The following is a 17,500-nucleotide window of genomic DNA, read 5'->3' on the forward strand; positions in this document are numbered from 1 at the left end:
CCACTTTGCGTTCTAGGCAATAAGTACGGCCATATTCCCTTGGGAACCCTCTTGCGCTCTCCACTCTCTCTGGATCGTTTGTCCGGCCAGGTCGCCTTCGGACGTTTGGGCGATCAGCACACCAAACCCTGCAGCCCAATTCCTTCGTAATTCGCGACACTGTCTTTCGGGATCATCCGACGTCCGTCGATGACCAGCGGTTGTGGGACAAACGTTTTGACCAATTCGGGCAATTTTGAAAACTCGGGCCATCGGGTCACTATCATCAACGCGTCCGCACCTTCGATCGCCCGGCTCAGTTCGTCCTCATAAGCAATTGAGTCGCTAAAATGAGCTTCAGCTTCGTGGCGCGCAACCGGATCATAGGCGACGACCTCAGCCTGTTCGGTCAGTAACTTGTGGACAATGGTCAAAGCTGGGCTTTCTCGGATATCATCAGTTCCCGGTTTAAAAGCCAGGCCCAAGACAGCAATCCGCTTGCCGCGAAGGTCAGGGAAATGAGATTTCAATCGGTCCAGCATCTGGCCGGGTTGGTTATTATTGGTCTGCATTACTGCATTCAGCAAAGGCATCGGAGATCCGGCGTTTTCTCCATACGCAATCAGCGCCTTTACATCTTTGGGGAAACAGCTGCCACCAAAACCGCAACCGGCCGCCAGATAAGTTATGAAACCGGGCCAGATGCGCTCCGCGTTCTCCGGTAGGATAGGAGTAAACCGTTTGTCCAGATGCATACCCTCCATCGCCTCGACTACATCAACTCCCACTTTGGCGCAGAGATTTCCGATCTCATTCGAGAATGAGATCAAAGTCGCCAACAAAGAGTTCGCGGTGTATTTTATCATTTCCGCGGTAGCAGGGTTTGTCCTTACGATATCAACATTAGGAAAAACGGAGTAAAGCTCGTCCATCGCGGCTATCGCACGGTCATCACCTCCGCCGATAACGATGCGGTCAGGATGCATGAAGTCCGTGATGGCTTCGCCCTCTTTGAGAAACTCAGGGTTCATGCCAATACCGAAATCTTGGCCCGCTCTTTTGCCCGAAGCCTCCTCCAGAATTGGCGTGACAACCGTGTCGGTTGTTCCCGGAACGACTGTGCTTTTTACCACTACGACGTGATAGGCATCCTTGTCCTTGATTACCTCACCAATCTGGCGCGACACGTCGCGGATATACCTCAGGTCGATTTCGTTGCCATCGAACGGCGTGCCAACAGCAATCAGCGAAATGTCCGAATTCAAAACCGCATCGCGCAGATCTGTCGTTCCGTGCAGCGTTTGGCCTACAGTCTGGCACAAGAGATCTGCCAACCCGTCTTCGTGAATAGGTGGCGTGCAGGCGTTGATCTGACCTATTTTCTGCTGAACCTTATCGACACAGACCACGTCGTGACCCTTCATTGCCAGACAAGCGCCCGAGACCAACCCAACATATCCCGTTCCTATGACTGATACACGCATCACATATCCTCTGCGTCTCGATTGCCGCTGTACCAAATCATTGCGCGACGCAGCCCCTCGTCCACTCCGATCTCAGGGTCGTAGCCAATATCGGACCGGGCTTTAGCGATGACCGGGCAGCGACGATTGGGATTGTCGACAAGGTAGTCTTTGTCTTCCGAGACTTGAAAAACCGCTTTGCCCTGATAGCCAAATTCGTCGCGGGCAATTGCGATAACACGCTCGGCCAAATTAGCCATAGAGATTTCGGGGTCTTCAATACCAATGTTGTAGGCTTCGCCCGGCTTTCCGTTCAACAGAATCTTGTAGTAACCGCAGACGGCATCCGCGACATAGCAAAATGTCCGAGTGGGCGCGCCATCGCTGAACATCACGATATCGCGTTCAGCAAAGATATCGCGGGCAAAATCCGGCAGCACTCGGCGGTCCGAAATTTTCAGGCCTGGGCCGTAGTTATTGAACGGACGCGCTATCGTTATCGGCAGATCGTGTTGTTGGGCGAACACTACGCAAAGCGTTTCGCCGTATCGCTTGGACTCGTCATAGCAAGCTCGCGGGCCAGTGCACGACACATTTCCCCGGTACGTTTCCGGAGTTGGAATGTTTTCGGGGGTTGGATCACCGTAGATTTCGGATGTTGAAAAAAAGAGAAACCCTTTGATCGGTTTTTCCTTTGAATGCTGCGCCAAAGCGTAGTCCAACATATACCGCAATCCACCGACATTGGCGTCCATCGTCTTCAGCGCGTGTTGGCGGTAATAGATTGGCGAAGCGATCGAGGCCGCGTGGATGATGTAATCGAAATCGGCCATGTCATCCGGCAACGGTTCCGTAATGTCATGGGTTACCAGTGCTAGGTTGTCATCATCCTGTATGGACTTCAGCCAATCCGGTACGCCGCGCATGTAATTGTCAAACACTGTTATCTTGATCGGTGCTTGACCCGAAACGTTGTTCCAATGGACCACGGATTGCACCAAATAATACCCCAAAAAGCCTGCCCCTCCGATAATCAAAAGGCTTCGGCCTGACATGGTTTCAAATTCTGGTCCAAGCTTGGAAGCGATATATTCCAAATCGGTGAACACAACTTCTTGAGCGGTTTTCACGAGGCTTCTCTCTGCAAACTCAATGATTGGTGATACGGAACTTTGAATCTCGCGATGAACACAACGCTGCTTACTGCAGGCAAATTCTTTCTGGTTCGAAGTCTTGAAACCAAACGGAGACCTGGGTTGGTGTCGACTGTATTCAACTTGATTCACCGAAGAAAAATTTCATTTAGATCTTAGCATGCACCGCAGTGGATGAAGCAAAAGATTGTTAAGTGAATTCAACTTGCGACCCCGCCAAGTCAAACGGAGTGAATGCTGCAACTATCCAAGTTGCATTGTTGCAGCTTGGTTTTTTACCTGGACGGCTAGAGCTTTTTAGCCGGGCGCACATGAATGTCGGTCACTTCCGCTGTGTTTGCCGACAACAAAGACTGCAGCACAATCTGCGATATGTCATCCGGCTGCAGTAGAAGGTCTGGATTATAAGCTCGGTTCTCTTCTGCGAAAATACCTTGCTGCATGGCACTTGCCGTTCGCCCAGGAAAGACGCTTAAGACACGGACGCCGACCGGGTTCAACTCATCACGCAAGGCGTCGGCAAAGGCTTTGAGCGCGTATTTGCTGGCTGAATAGGCGCCGGTGCCACCTCGGGCGTTGTTCCAAATCGATGAGTTCAAAAATACTACCGATCCATGTCGGGCTGATAGCGCGCGCGATAACGCCTTCGTCAGAACCCAGGGCGCGCGCATATTTATTCTCCACATCCGGTCTAATTCCGTGATCGGCGCACGCGCAACGGTGCCCATGGCAAAGTCGCCAGCGGCGTGAACAAGTATATCAAGCTCATCGATAGTGGATGAAATTTTGTCGGCAGCAGCTTCCATCGCCCCGTCGTCAGAGAGGTCAACTTTATGCCAGATAAGTCGGTCACTCTGTTTCGTTTTACGCGACAATGCATGAACTTCGGCACCTTCGGCCACTAAAGCCTCGGAAATTGCGCCGCCGATTCCACCGCTTGCCCCTGTAACCAAGGCAACTTGCGACTCAAATCGAGCCAACCTCATGACGCGACTACCAGCAAGCCATGTTGCAGCAAAATTTCAGCCGCACGCGCCACACGATCAAACCCAAGTTGAGATCGCTCAGCGATATCCAAAAGACTGTGATCCCCATCCGAATAGTTCAGCACCCAAAGCAACGCCATCTGCTGCTCCTTGGAATCCGATCTGCCACCAATCGCGTCATACAAGCCACGTCGTCCAAGCATCGGTTCCCCTTTCGGGTTGAGGTTCATGAACTTTTTGTCACGCTCAAGGATATCGATTACCTTCTCCAACCTAGTCAACGAGTCTTCCAACGCTTCCGGTCTGACGAATTCGGGATTGTCCGCCGAGGTATGATACTCTGGGAAACTGGCATATGGCGTTCGGGAAAAACAGCCCATTGGCATGTCAAAGCCCGGCGAACAAAACTGCCTTTCGTCATAACCATAGGGTTCGAATTCCAGCATTTTGTGATCCGGTTGATCCTGAATCACCAATCTGACTGCCCGGTTGATTTCTGTGTCATCTCGGCGGCTTTTCTTGTAGTGAAACGCCCCCGGATCGCCGAGGTTTGCCAGCACCAGACCATGCTTGACACGGTCAACGGTTGCAGTGTTGCGCGCGAGCCAAGTGATCGAGCCAATTGTGGCAGGGATAAACAGAACACGGATTGTGTGCTGCGGCTGCGGCCCTTCCAATAGTCGACGTGCAAGTTCAGTCGCAACCACAATCGATGATAGGTTGTCATTAGCCAAAGAGGGATGGCAAATGTGGACCGACAGAAGAATTTCATCCTTCGTTTGCCCTAGTATGACACACTCAGCGTAGGTGAGAGATCCGTCCTCAAGCGTCGCGTCCACGACGACCTCATATTCCCCTTCCTGCATAGCCTCAAGATCACGGTGCGGCAGACAAAAACCCCAGTTCTCCGCGTAGTACCCGGTTCTATAGGGAATCCATTCGGGATTCGAAGGATCCGAATGCAGGTGTGGCTTCAGTTCCGACAGTGACATACGGGTGTGCACCGGACGACTATAGCTTACGATATGCAGATTGTGCTTTTGGAAATCGATCACCCTGTTCCCGGAGGCATCAGCAACCCAAGCGTCGCGAATGGTCCATTCCTTTGGGACATGCCAATCCAGAACGGGTTCGCCTGAAGGGACCTCGGTGACGGAAAGTGGAATATGCTCGCCTATCAGCGAAAGCGTTTCGCGTACACCTGGGCCCGTGATTGAACGGCATATTGGATATAGGCGAACGAGCTGAGAATGAAGCAACTCCCCGACGGGGGTATCCGCGCGGTCCGCCATCATCACTACTCCAAGACCTTTACTTCGGGCAATGGAACAACAAATCTTCCGCCCCATTCGACGATGCCCTTCATCGAGTCCATGATCTCTTCTTTAATGTTCCACGGAAGGATCAGCACATAATCGGGCCGAGTCTCGAAAATCTTATCGGGCGCGTGAATCGGAATACGTGTTCCTGGCAGCAACTTGCCCATTTTGGCAGTGCTCACGTCTACGGTGTACTCAAGAAGATCCGTCTTGACGCCACAAAAGTTCAAAAGGGTGTTTCCCTTGGCGGGTGCTCCGTACCCGACGACGAATTTTCCAGCTTCCTGCGCGTCCATCAGGAACCTCAACAGATCCCGCTTTGTTTTGTGAACCTGTTTCGCGTAATCTCGGTATCGATTGAGCGACGTTAATCCCTCAGCCACTTCGCGAACTTCAAGTTCGGCCACGGATGGCAACACCGGATGATGGGTATCCACGTCCTCCGCACGGCAGGCGAACACTCTCAACGACCCACCTTGTGGCGCGATCTCTTGCACCTCGAAGATCTTGAGCTTGTGGCGTTCAAAAATCTCCCGAACTGCAATCAATGAGAGGTAGGAATAATGCTCGTGATAGATCGTGTCGTAATAGTTCTTTTCGATCAGATTCAGCAGATGCGGGAACTCCATTGTAAGCACCCCGCCCTCCGCCAGGGCGGGATGGAAGCCGCTCACAAAATCGTCAATGTCCGGGACATGGGCCAGTACATTTGCACCGTGAAGAAGATTAGCCTGCAGGCCTTCGCTTTGCAGCCACTCACCAGTTTCACGGCCGAAAAAGCGAATTTCCGTTGGCAAACCGTTTTCGCGCGCAACCTTTGCGACTCCTGCCGATGGCTCAATCCCCAGCGTAGGTACGCCAATTGCGTGAAAATACTGAAGCAGATAGCCGTCGTTGCTCGCGATCTCGACAACCCGGTGTTCCGGGCCGATCCCAAATCGTTCGGTCATCTCGGCGACATAGCCTTTTGCGTGATTCAGAATCGTCGACGAGAAGGACGAGAAATAAGCGTAATCCTCATTGAATATGGTTTCGCGCTGTTCGACAGCTGGCAACTGGACCAGCCAACAGTGTGGGCAAACATATGCATGAAGCGAATAAAATGGCTCTGGCTCGAGAACTCTGGACGGATCTACATACGAATTCGCCAGCGGCGTGGCGCCTAGATCGACAAATGTTTCGGCTAAACCTTTGCCGCAACCTCGGCACGAAAGCTTGACGCTCTTTGGAAAAACCTGATCGGGCATAACAACATTCAAAACAATGAACAAACACGAATTTGGTAGCATAGATGGAACGTCACCCAAAGCCATTTTTCCTGACTAGGTAGACTCTTAGGTCGCCAATCAAACCTAAGTATCGGTTTCGTTGATCTGTGAAAAATGAGGCATATGAAACAGCTGGTCACCGTTTGATTCTGGCTTTTCAAGATTAGTCAGGAATCATCGGCGCTTAGCGCTCTGGCCCTTAGACCGGTTTTAACACCTGCACTATGGTTGAAAATCACGACGTCAGCGCGCAAAGCAATGCGCATCGGATTTCGGCCAAACCAATAGATATGCATGCTCCCGGATCCAAAAAACGCAATTGTATCGGGCATGCCTTATTGTTTGCAAAAGTTTGACAATAAGGACATCAGGCGTGTCGGAACGGCCGAGTAGCTTGACGGGCTCAATTCATGCATTGCGTCGCCCGCCAATGTATTTGTCAACCAACGCCTTCGTCCCACGAATATTTCCCGCGCTTGAAGCCCCGAACACAATCGACTCAACGCCCGGGAGCTCTGATATCCAGTGGATTGCTTCATCTGCGGGGATCGCCCCAGAGGCATAAACAGACATAGCGACAGCCCGCACACGTCCGGATTTCAATGCGTCAAGATAGGCATCATATCCGCCAGACATACGGAAGCCGATCTTGTTGATATTCGAACAGATTATTGGGCGTTCAATGCCCTGCTTTTCCAGTATATCAAGAAGCAGCGGCATGTTCATTGTGATGTAAGCAGGCTCGGCGCCGTATTTCTCTTGGATGTGATCGTGGAAAATTCGGAAAGCCCGATGGAACCCCACGCCAATCAACAAATCAGCAAAGACGTTCTGTATGAAAACAACAGGAGTTTTTGCTCCCGTGAACATCTTCATCTCCATATCAATCATTGCCCTGGCGATGCCATCCATTTCTTTTGATGCTAGGGCTTTTGTCCCCGCAAGCGCGGTTGCAAACAGACCATCATTAGGCATGAGGTGTCTTATGGCCCCCAACATACCGTGGTCAGTTACGGCGTTGGCGTATTTATGCGCGTAGGGCATACAGGGGTAGAACTGGAAATCGCTGTAACGAACGGGATCGGCCCGAACACGATCAGCCACTTCTGAAATCTGATCGTGGGTCGTACACATGAAAGTGCGAATACCCACATCATAGGCAACATCCAGAACGTCCATAATCGCGTCAGTTCTCTGAAAACGCATCGCTTGCGCCCGCGCTTTTTCTTCGGACATGTGGTTGACGCCAAAAAACTGATTATCGCCGAAAAGCAACTTATCCACGTCATGCACTCCTTAAAGACGAAACCATCCACGCCTTTTCGCGGGCGCGGGCTGCGTGACGATCGGGGCTTCACCAACAGGCATACCGGTGTCGGCATTGGACAATATCATCGACATAGTTTTGTCGGTTTCGGTGGCAGAAGCAAAATCGTTTAAAATGAGGTCTGGTTTTCCTTGGGCCACAGCGGTGATAAATCCATCAAGCTGGGCTGAGTATTCTTCGCCTCGCAGATAGAACCACACGTCGTCCGTAAGATCTGTCGTATATCTGACGTTCCAGCCTTTGGTATAAGTCGGCAATTCAGGATCAGCATTTCGCAGATAAAGCTGACACTCCTGACGGTCAGCGAAAAGGCGTCCATTGGTTCCAATCATTGTGATCTTCGTCGACATTTTTCGATGGCTCTCGTCAGACCAGTTGACTGAAAGCTGTGCCGTGGGTCCATTATCCCATCGTAGGGTCGACATCACCTGATCATCTGCATCTTCTGAGAAAACGCGCGTGAGAACTGAGCCGGAAACCTGCGTTGGAGTACCAAAGAACCAGTTCAAAAGGTTCAAAGGGTGAGCCGCATAATCATAAAGGCAGCCGCCGCCTTCGGAATTGTCAGTGCGCCATGTGCTACGCCGATGACGCAGTACGACGGGTCCATAAGCTTCGGCCTGCACGTGTGTGATATTACCCAGTGCTCCGGAATTCAGGATTCTCCTGACTTCCTGGAACGCGCCAACATATCTGTAGTGATAGCCAACCTGCGTGACGACGCCCTTGTCTTTCGCCAACTCCGCCAAACGGAGGCTATCCTGCCAGTTAAGGCAAAACGGCTTTTCGCAAAAGACGTGCAAACCTTTTTCTAGGGCGGCGTAGGCCATGGACGCATGCAGACGTGACGGGGTCGCAATGACGACCGCATCCAAATCCTGAGTGGCAAGCATCTTTGCGTAGTCACTGTGAATTGTAACTTGCGCGTTCTTTTTCAGCACATCGCTGATGAATCTGGAATCATCACAGGCTACCGCATTGGCCATCGGATGCACATTGGCTATGGCATAGTGTGACAAGCCCATTTTACCCAGGCCAACAACGGCAATGTTGATTTTGTCCGCCATTCTCCAGTGCACCTCAAACTCATTAAAAAATTGACGCATGTCGCCACGAAGGTTGCACAAACGTAGACAATTCCAGTGTCATACACCACCGGGCGAAATTCAAATTGCAATGCTAGTACTTTTTGACGCAGTGGATCTTCAGATGGGTATGGGTGCCTCGACAATCATTCAAAATGAACCGTAACAACTTGAAGTTCTTTGTTACCAACGCTGTTACATGCTAAATTTGTTGGTGCGACAGTAAATTGAAGTCTGCAATTACAGCCTCAGAATTAACACAGACGCCGCGTTGACAGCGCTACCTTCAATAAACGCAACTCGATTAGACGACACAAACAAAATCGGTAACAGTTTGAAACCACCCTAGTGTTATGTTTCTAAATTCGAAACACTCTTAGGCAGAATCACTCACACGAAGCCACATACAATGGCGACGCCAAAGGCTCATCGACATGACGCTTGGGCAATACCTTCGATCACCCCTGTGCAAAAAGACAAATAGCAAACGCGTGTCGGTTGGGGTTGACGTGCGCATCAAACGGCCGCTGGACCAGATCCATTGAATTTGTGCATCACCCAACATCTGCTGCTTAATAGAGGCCGCTAACGTTTGGCAAAGGCCTTTTCGTATCGGGCGTCAGGCCAGACGCACAGCAGACCGTTACTTACCCGTGCCAACAGTTCGGCGTCATCTTCGTGGTCCGTCACCACTGTGGCATCATCCAATTGTCCAGCATCAAAATACGCTTCGGCATTCGCAAGCTTGCCTGCGCGGCGCCACTTCCAGCCGGATCTTAAGGAAGCTGCTGCAAGCTCAGGTCGGGTTCCGGGGTAGCATTGCAGTAAGGGCGCGATAATAGCTTCATAACCATTTGAGAAAACGACTAACCGCGCCGGCCGAGCCTTGCCTATTAGGTCCTCAAGTGCTGTGTTGGCGAAAGTGCGACCAAGCTTGGGAGCGATGCGTGCCCAACTGCGAAGGGTCCATGGCATCAACGTCGCGATGGCCATCACACGAAGCCAATCACGATAGTCTCGCGCCCGTCGCCGCCCGCCAATGACCCTCCACGGGCGTGTCAAATCAAGACCGCGCAAGATTGCCGCTGCCAAAGGAGCAGGACGCGCATGGGCCAGAAAGCACTCGGTAGAATTGCGCAACCAAAGTGTCTCATCGAAATCGACGATCAGCAGCTTGCCCGCAGCTTTTTCCATGGCATGTGTGAGCTGTTCAGGAGAAGCAGTTTCGTAAAGGGGACGCTGCATCACCATTAACTGTCCATACCGCCTGAAGACGACCATTTGTCGTGCTGTACATGCTGCATCTCACGTACCACTTTTCTTGTTTGCTTGAACCCTCGCAAGCAGAGCCACCCCAGAATAATGCCCCCGTGAATAAGGTAGCTTTCGCTCAGATTGGATGGCAACAACAATAGCCAGATCGACACGAACGAGAGTATTCGCAACACTTTAGACGGAAGTCCTACAAGGCCACTGCGTCCGTATCGGTACACGATGTATGGCACCCAACGGCGCAGGCATTGCGCAAATATGAGGGCTGCGCCCGCAGCAGGCAGGTAAAAGAACAGCAACGGAAACCCGTATTTCAGGATCTGTAAGGGTAAATAGACCCATACGCGGCTCAACTTATCGATACGGTTGTACGCATAATAGACCGCCCGAAGACAACCCAGTAAAGTGATCCAAGTAAGCAGGTATAAGAGTACAAATAGCCCGGTTGCTTCGGGTTCTGTAACCCACGCAGCCAGCAATGCCCCAGGCGCCGCAAACGCCACCGCCCACAACCAAGCTTGGCGTTCGGAGAAGTACGTCGCGGCCCTGTCAAAGCCAGGCGTTACCTTGGCTTCATGTTCAAGGCTTGCCGACACCGCGTCGTTTTCGAAGTAGCCGATCTCGTAGACGGTCCAGAAAGAAATGTGGAAGAAAAAAATGGCTAGGGCGACGCTGATTGGATCCGATGAAAATGGCACGAATGCCAACAGAACCAACAGCAAATCATCGCCAAGATTATCGAGAAAAAACGGTAGGCCGGTAGACTTGTTGCGTTTGAAGCGAAACGAGTAGTCTAGCGGAACATACCTGCGCGGACTTTTTACATTGTTATCCATAAAGAACCTTTTACCGGGGCATTAGACGCACACGCATATCAATCACTATTCGATTATATTTTGACGACTCTACGATTTTTTGACGTGGTCGCAAAACAGATCAAGTTTCGACATAAGACTGCTGCCGCATTTGCGAATAGATGCTGTTTCCCTAAATCATTGGAAGCAGAACGTTTCTTTCAGATGTGAAGAAGGACAGTTTTTGACGTCTCGAGACCTTTTTGGATGTCGACTGCACATCAGTTCGGGCGGCAGGACGGTGCTTTGCGCGTCAACTCTGGGCCCCTTTCAATCTAGATACCTACTTTCACAATCGCGCAAACCAAAGTCCGAGGCGCATGAAATTATCCCTTGGAAAAATCGCGCGCGACCATTTTCACCAATGCGAGTGGATATCTCTCTCCAATCCCGACCCGGCAACTGCGCCGCAAAATATCCAGTGTTCGCGGGCACATGTCCGGAGCATATTCGATCGGCCGTTGCGCCCATGCCCAAGGATCGACCTTTGGATGGAAGGTCCTTTTTTCCAGGATCGGATCCCAGTTTGAATAAACGTGTTTAGTGCTGTCAAAAACACGACTAACCCCGCGGCGTTCGGCAAAAGCCTCGGCTTCGTTTTCCGTATCAAATGTAACGACGACACCAAGTGCATTCTCGGGGTCATTTTGTGGAGTGAGGGGGAAGCGACCTTTTTCTAGTGCTTCTGTCACCACCTCGTATCGCTTCTTCATACGTGAGATAACGCGGTGCAGTTTAGACAGTTGCGTATTCATCATGGCACCAGAAATCTCGTTTGCCCGCAGATTCAGCCCAATGAACAAAGGAGAGGGTTCGGTAAACGCATCATTCCGATAGGAAATCCCGATGTCGTGGTAGTTAAACGCACGAAAGTAGTCGTGATCGCTGCTTAACAAAACTGCGCCGCTTTCGCCGATGGTTATGTTTTTGTGCTGATTGAAACTGAAGGCGCCAGCGTCGCCAATTGCTCCGCAGTACTGACCCCTGTACTTTATCCCGACGGCCTGGCACGCATCCTCTACAACCAATAAACCGTGTTTCTTCGCGGTTTTAAGTATTGCGTCCATGTTGCACGGGCGGTTGCTCATGTGCACCGGCAAAATCGCCCGTGTGTAGGGTGAAATTTTGTTTTCTATGTCCTTTGGATCAATCGCCAGCGTCTCATCAATTTCGACCAGAATTGGCACCGCCCCAACGTGGACGACTGCCGCCGCGCTTGCCATCCATGTATATGCGGGAACCAGCACCTCATCACCGGGCCCGACACCCAAAGATGCAAGGGCCACGGTAAGGGCCGAGGTTCCGCTGTTAACCATCAGCGTTTGTTTCGCACCGGTCAGTTCGGACAATCGTTGCTCAAAACGGCGACAGTATTGGCCAGACCCAGAGTTTCGAAGCAGATCACCCCGAGCGATCGCTGTTCCCGCTGTCAACCACTCTCTAAATCCCAAACGCTGCACGCGACCGTCCCCCTGTCCCTGTTTTCAGATGGCCGTGCGAAGGTTTGCAGATCGCTAAAAAGATGTTTCCAATATTCATCTCTAATTTACTCGCAAAATTCACCAAGTAACTTTTTCCAATCGCGCCAGATAAAAAGCGCTCCGACACAACAATATGGAAATTATTCAACTCCAAGAAGTACCGCATGAACAGGTGATTCGAACAGACGTACTGATCGTCGGCGGCGGAGCCTGCGGTTTGACCATTGCCCGAGAGTTGATCGGGTCAGGTCTAAATGTGGTCGTGGCTGAAAGCGGTCTGCAACAAGAAACACCTGAACATTCAGCGCTCAACACCGTGGACATGCCCGATGCAGTTCGATCCCAAGCTCGGGCCAAATTCAATTCAGGTCTGGCGACTCATTGGGATCAAGACAGCCAGCCATTCGGCGTCCGGTGTCGCGGCCTCGGTGGGTCCACATTGGCGTGGGCTGGGAAGTCTGCAGCTTTCAGCGAAATCGACTATCAGCAGCGGGAATGGGTTATCGGCTCGGGTTGGCCGATTTCACAGCGCGAGCTTGCACCATATATCGAGCGAGCCGGACAAATACTTAACCTTGGTCCACAGGTATACAACTCTGCTTTGTGGGAGCTTTTAGGGACGACTCCGGCGCAACCTTCAATCGACCCGGCGGTATTCGAGGATTGTTTCTGGCAGTTTTCGCGTGGCCGAGAAAACCCTCTCGACCTTTTGCGAATGGGGAGCGAATTCGCCAATTTGACCGCCAAAAACGTGCGTGTTCTGCTCAACGCTACTGCAACTAAGATAAACGTCGACACTACCGGAACCCGTTTCGAAAGCGTGAGTTTTGCAACGCTGTCGCCAGAAATCCGTAATGTTACAATCCATGCGGAAAAATGCGTCCTGTCGGCAGGAGCAATCGAAAACGCAAGGTTGCTACTGGTGTCCAACGATGTTCACCCAAATGGCTTGGGCAACCGTTTCGACTTGGTCGGACGCTATCTTTGTGACCATCTGCAGGCGGAACTCGGTTATTTTGACGCCTCCGACGCACAGAGAATGACGCAGCGATTTGGCTTTTTTGGCCTCCCCACAGATGGGCGCACGCATATGTACTCTAGTGGGCTTGCAACCTCCCCGGCAATTCAGCGAACCGAAAAGCTGTTAAACGGCGCTATCTTTTTTCTGGAGGAACGTTCTCAGGAAGATCCGGTCAGTGCGTTAGGGCGGTTATTGGGCGGCAAGAGCCAATCCAGATTGCAAGACGTGATGGTTGTGGCGCGAAGCCCGGTTTTTGCTCTTAAGGCCGCTGGAATGAAAGCACTGAATAGCGGAAAGCTCCCCAAATCCGTTCGCAATCAGATCGCCGAAGCTGCTGATGCACTCTTTCCAAATTCCTCTGTCCGCGAATTTCGTTATCGAGGGCTCCCACACAAGCTGGATGGCATCGTGGCCCATGCAATAATCGAACAAGCGCCCAATCCTGAAAACAGAGTCGTGCTTTCAGATCGTCAAGATCAACTGGGACAACACCTACCCAAGGTAAACTGGTCGACCGGTTTTGAAGAGCGCCACACACTGCTTCAAATGGGGAAGAACTTTGTATCCGAGTTCAAGAAATGCGGCTTACCACCCCCTCAGGTTTCCGAGTGGCTGCGCAATGGAAAGCCGGATCAGGCGGATATGTTTGATGTCGGGCACACCATGGGGACCACGCGAATGTCACTGTCACCAAGGGAAGGGGTCGTTACAACTGATTTGAGAATTCGAGATATTGAGGGACTTTATGCTGCCGGCGGTTCCGTTATGCCAACGACGGGACACGCAAATCCAACACTTATGATGATGTCCCTATCGATTCGCCTTGCAGATCACTTTAAGCAAAAGGGGGCTTCTTAGGCTGAATACTCGTTTCGCAGGTGTTCAGGATGAGTCCATTCCCAAGCGGTGAACGGACGAACGATCCACTATTTTCTTTCGGCTGAAATCAGATCCCTACATACAATGAATGCTACGGTGCTTCTTTGATCACTTTGTAGCAAGGATGGATAATTAAAAAAGTGGTGAGCCGTGCAGGATTCGAACCTGCGACCCACTGATTAAAAGTCAGTTGCTCTACCAACTGAGCTAACGGCCCACTCTTTTGTTGGATCTTGTCGATCCGTGGCGCTCTTTAAGTCATTTTCCCGACCGGGTTCAAGACCTTATTTGCACCTCGTTTCGCCAAAGTAATCAGTATTTCCGGCGACCCGATAGGCGGCCTAATTAGGCAGGTGGCGCTGGGGGGTCAACCCCCTTTTTAAAGGAATCTGCGTCGCAGGGTGGATTCCTTTCAGGCGCAGGGTTATATGCGCGCCATGCAAGGATTACAGAACACTGGTTTGCCCTTCATGAAGATGCACGGGCTGGGCAATGACTTTGTCGTTGTGGACGCGCGCGCGTCTGCGACGCGGATTAGCCCGGCACTTGCGCGGGGAATCGGGCATCGTCAATTCGGCGTAGGTTTCGATCAGCTTGCCGTGATCGAAAACGGCAGGTCGGATGCGCATCTGGTGTTCTACAATTCAGATGGATCTACCTCGGCAGCATGTGGAAATGCCACCCGTTGCATCGCCCGTTTCCTGATGCAGGAATCGGATAGATCCGACCTGACACTGACGACCGAACGCGGCACTCTTTACGCCAAGGACGCCGGAGACGGCCTGACCTCGGTCAATATGGGGCACCCCCAACTGAACTGGAACGAGGTTCCGTTGTCTGAGGAGGTCGACACGCTGGAACTGCCCATCGAGGGAGCGCCGACGGCCACCGGGATGGGCAATCCGCATTGCACCTTTTTTGTTGATGATGCCGAGGCTATCCCTCTGACCGAGTTCGGTTCGCGTTACGAGCACCATCCACTCTATCCTGAGCGTACGAATGTCCAAGTGGCACAAATCATTGGACCGGACCACATCCGCATGCGCGTTTGGGAGCGTGGCGTGGGCATCACCCTGGCTTCGGGATCATCCTCATGCGCCACAGCCGTTGCTGCTGCGCGTCGCGGCCTGACCGGGCGCAAAGTGCAAATTGAACTGGATGGCGGGACGATCTGGATCGACTGGCGCGACGATGGCGTCTGGATGACCGGACCAACCCGCCACGTCTTCTCGGGCACACTGACACCGGAATTTCTGGAATCACTGGAATGAGCGCGCCGAAGTTCACCACCCTGGGCTGCCGCCTGAACGCCTATGAGACCGAGGCGATGAAAGAGCTGTCAGCGCAGGCCGGGCTCACCGACGCGGTGATCGTGAACACCTGCGCCGTCACGGCAGAAGCGGTGCGCAAAGCCCGGCAAGAGATTCGCAAGCTGCGGCGGGAAAACCCTGACGCGCGGCTAATCGTGACAGGCTGCGCGGCCCAGACCGAGCCTGACACCTTTGCCCGAATGGATGAGGTCGACGCGGTCATTGGCAATACCGAGAAAATGCAGCCCGAGACCTGGAAAGGCATGGCGGCGGACTTTATTGGCCAGACCGAGGCCGTGCAGGTCGATGACATCATGTCCGTCACCGAAACCGCAGGCCACCTGATCGACGGTTTTGGCACCCGCTCACGCGCCTATGTTCAGGTTCAGAATGGCTGTGACCATCGCTGCACTTTCTGCATTATCCCCTATGGCCGTGGGAACTCGCGCAGCGTCCCTGCCGGCGTTGTTGTGGATCAGATCAAGCGGTTGGTGGATCGGGGTTATAACGAGGTCGTACTGACCGGCGTTGACCTGACCTCTTGGGGCGCCGACCTGCCTGCGCAACCCAAGCTGGGCGATCTGGTCATGCGGATTCTGAAACTGGTGCCCGACCTGCCACGCCTGCGGATCAGTTCGATCGACTCGATCGAAGTGGATGAGAACCTGATGCACGCCATCGCGACCGAACCGCGCCTGATGCCGCATTTGCACCTTTCCCTGCAACATGGCGACGATCTGATCCTGAAACGGATGAAACGCCGCCATCTGCGCGATGACGCCATCCGGTTCACCGAAGAAGCCCGCAAGCTGCGCCCCGAAATGACCTTTGGCGCCGATATCATCGCTGGCTTCCCGACCGAAACGGATGATCATTTCGAAAACTCGCTGAGACTGGTGACCGATTGCGATTTGACTTGGTTGCACGTGTTCCCTTACTCCAAACGCGACGGCACGCCAGCCGCCCGCATACCGCAGCAGGTGAATGGGAACGTCATCAAGGACCGTGCCGCCCGCCTGCGCGCGGCCGGTAACGCGCAGGTCACGAAACACCTGCAGACCCAAATCGGCAAAACTCATCACATCCTGATGGAAAACCCGCATATGGGCCGCACCGAACAATTCACCGAGGTCGCTTTTGAGGCACCACAGCCCGAAGGGCAAATCGTGAAGGCAACAATCACAAGCGTCACCGGCACGCAGCTACAAGCCTGATCCGGCCTTCATCTGGCCCCCTACCCGATTGCTACAAAAAAACCCCCGCAGCCGTTGGCGCGGGGGTTCAAACATTTCGGGCCTGTGAAACTCAGTCTCGTTTCTTGCCTTTGACACCCGCCCACAGGCGCTTGTTCACAAGGTACAGAAGCACCGACAACAGCGACAGGAACAGAACGCCGACGAAGCCCGAGTATTTGCGCTCCATCATTTTTGGCTCGGCCGTCCACATCAGGAAGGCCGCGATGTCTTCGGACAAGGCTTCGACAGTGGCCGGGTGGCCATCGGCGAATTCAACCTGATCTTCGGACAGCGGCGGCGCCATCGAGATCCAGCCTCCGGGGAAGGCCTTGTTCTCATACAGGATGGTGCCTGCTTCTTCTTTTTCTTCACCGGTATAGCCGTCCAGCAGCGAGGCGATGTATTCCGCGCCACCCATGCCTTTGAAGAACTGGTTGATGCCCAGACCATAAGGTCCGTGGAATCCGGCGCGGGCCTTGGCCATCAGGCTCAGGTCCGGTGCGCCAACACCGTCATTGACCGGGAAGTGGTCGGTCGGGATGGCCGGACGGAAATCGTCCAGCTCGGGATCGAACACTTCGAAGTTGTCTGCCGAATAGGCGATGACTTCTTCTTCCGAATAGCCCAGCGCTTCGAGATCACGCAGAGGCACATAGCGCAGGCCGTGGCAGGCTGCGCAGACCTCGGTATAGATCTGAAGGCCACGCTGCAGCTGGTTTTGATCCCAGGTGCCAAAGGGGCCTTCAAACGAGAAGTGGAAGTCTTCGATGTGCTGCTCGCCACCACCCGCTGCGAAGGACGCAGCAGGGGTAAGGGCCAAAGCAAACGCGGCACCGATTGCAAGTTTCTTGAACATGTTTCCGGTCC

Annotated in this window: 14 protein-coding genes and 1 tRNA gene; 3 read left to right on the forward strand and 12 right to left on the reverse strand. The window is 52.8% G+C overall.

Features of this window, described 5'->3' with window-relative positions:
- Positions 1 to 113 precede the first annotated feature (113 nt).
- The 10 genes from AC2FIO_RS10295 to AC2FIO_RS10340 form a co-directional block, all read right to left on the reverse strand.
- The gene (locus AC2FIO_RS10295; protein WP_496697399.1) at positions 114 to 1,463 is read right to left on the reverse strand and encodes a UDP-glucose dehydrogenase family protein; all 1,350 of its coding nucleotides are present in this window, start codon (positions 1,461 to 1,463) and stop codon (positions 114 to 116) included.
- Entirely contained in the window at positions 1,463 to 2,572 is a 1,110-nt protein-coding gene (locus AC2FIO_RS10300; protein ID WP_282170095.1) for an NAD-dependent epimerase/dehydratase family protein, read from the reverse strand. The genes AC2FIO_RS10295 and AC2FIO_RS10300 overlap by 1 nt, the downstream gene beginning before the upstream one ends.
- Before the next feature lie 311 nt (positions 2,573 to 2,883).
- On the reverse strand, positions 2,884 to 3,582 hold the full coding sequence (locus AC2FIO_RS10305) for an SDR family NAD(P)-dependent oxidoreductase (protein WP_496697401.1): 699 nt from the start codon (positions 3,580 to 3,582) through the stop codon (positions 2,884 to 2,886).
- Positions 3,579 to 4,874, reverse strand: coding sequence for a DUF4910 domain-containing protein (locus tag AC2FIO_RS10310; RefSeq protein ID WP_496697403.1), 1,296 nt, complete (start codon positions 4,872 to 4,874; stop codon positions 3,579 to 3,581). Before AC2FIO_RS10310 ends, AC2FIO_RS10305 begins: the two co-directional genes overlap by 4 nt.
- A 5-nt stretch (positions 4,875 to 4,879) precedes the next feature.
- Positions 4,880 to 6,214 (reverse strand): methyltransferase domain-containing protein, encoded by a 1,335-nt coding sequence (locus tag AC2FIO_RS10315; RefSeq protein WP_496697405.1) that lies wholly within the window; start codon positions 6,212 to 6,214, stop codon positions 4,880 to 4,882.
- Between the two features lie 363 nt (positions 6,215 to 6,577).
- The gene (locus tag AC2FIO_RS10320; RefSeq protein ID WP_496697407.1) at positions 6,578 to 7,453 is read right to left on the reverse strand and encodes a hypothetical protein; all 876 of its coding nucleotides are present in this window, start codon (positions 7,451 to 7,453) and stop codon (positions 6,578 to 6,580) included.
- A 12-nt stretch (positions 7,454 to 7,465) separates the two neighbouring features.
- Positions 7,466 to 8,563 (reverse strand): Gfo/Idh/MocA family protein, encoded by a 1,098-nt coding sequence (locus AC2FIO_RS10325; RefSeq protein WP_496697409.1) that lies wholly within the window; start codon positions 8,561 to 8,563, stop codon positions 7,466 to 7,468.
- 603 nt (positions 8,564 to 9,166) lie between these two features.
- Positions 9,167 to 9,826, reverse strand: a complete 660-nt coding sequence (locus tag AC2FIO_RS10330; protein ID WP_496697410.1) for a hypothetical protein — start codon at positions 9,824 to 9,826, stop codon at positions 9,167 to 9,169.
- Between the two features lie 5 nt (positions 9,827 to 9,831).
- Positions 9,832 to 10,689, reverse strand: a complete 858-nt coding sequence (locus AC2FIO_RS10335; RefSeq protein WP_496697412.1) for a hypothetical protein — start codon at positions 10,687 to 10,689, stop codon at positions 9,832 to 9,834.
- A gap of 344 nt (positions 10,690 to 11,033) precedes the next feature.
- Entirely contained in the window at positions 11,034 to 12,167 is a 1,134-nt protein-coding gene (locus tag AC2FIO_RS10340; protein ID WP_496697413.1) for an aminotransferase class I/II-fold pyridoxal phosphate-dependent enzyme, read from the reverse strand.
- Between the two features lie 154 nt (positions 12,168 to 12,321).
- On the opposite strand from AC2FIO_RS10340, the gene AC2FIO_RS10345 reads away from it, so the two are divergent.
- Complete coding sequence (locus AC2FIO_RS10345) at positions 12,322 to 14,067, forward strand: GMC oxidoreductase (protein ID WP_496697415.1); 1,746 nt, start codon at positions 12,322 to 12,324, stop codon at positions 14,065 to 14,067.
- A 162-nt stretch (positions 14,068 to 14,229) separates the two neighbouring features.
- Here the strand turns inward: AC2FIO_RS10345 and AC2FIO_RS10350 are convergent.
- Positions 14,230 to 14,305, reverse strand: a tRNA-Lys gene (locus tag AC2FIO_RS10350).
- A gap of 211 nt (positions 14,306 to 14,516) precedes the next feature.
- On the opposite strand from AC2FIO_RS10350, the gene dapF reads away from it, so the two are divergent.
- Together dapF and mtaB are read left to right on the forward strand one after the other, a co-directional pair.
- The gene (gene dapF / locus AC2FIO_RS10355) at positions 14,517 to 15,359 is read left to right on the forward strand and encodes a diaminopimelate epimerase (protein WP_496697644.1); all 843 of its coding nucleotides are present in this window, start codon (positions 14,517 to 14,519) and stop codon (positions 15,357 to 15,359) included.
- Positions 15,356 to 16,612, forward strand: coding sequence for a tRNA (N(6)-L-threonylcarbamoyladenosine(37)-C(2))-methylthiotransferase MtaB (gene mtaB, locus AC2FIO_RS10360; protein ID WP_496697417.1), 1,257 nt, complete (start codon positions 15,356 to 15,358; stop codon positions 16,610 to 16,612). Before dapF ends, mtaB begins: the two co-directional genes overlap by 4 nt.
- A 91-nt stretch (positions 16,613 to 16,703) precedes the next feature.
- Here the strand turns inward: mtaB and AC2FIO_RS10365 are convergent, their stop codons facing one another.
- Entirely contained in the window at positions 16,704 to 17,489 is a 786-nt protein-coding gene (locus AC2FIO_RS10365; protein ID WP_108860629.1) for a cytochrome c1, read from the reverse strand.
- Between the last annotated feature and the right edge of the window lie 11 nt (positions 17,490 to 17,500).

The sequence above is a fragment of the Ruegeria sp. CDSB086 genome (assembly GCF_059611065.1).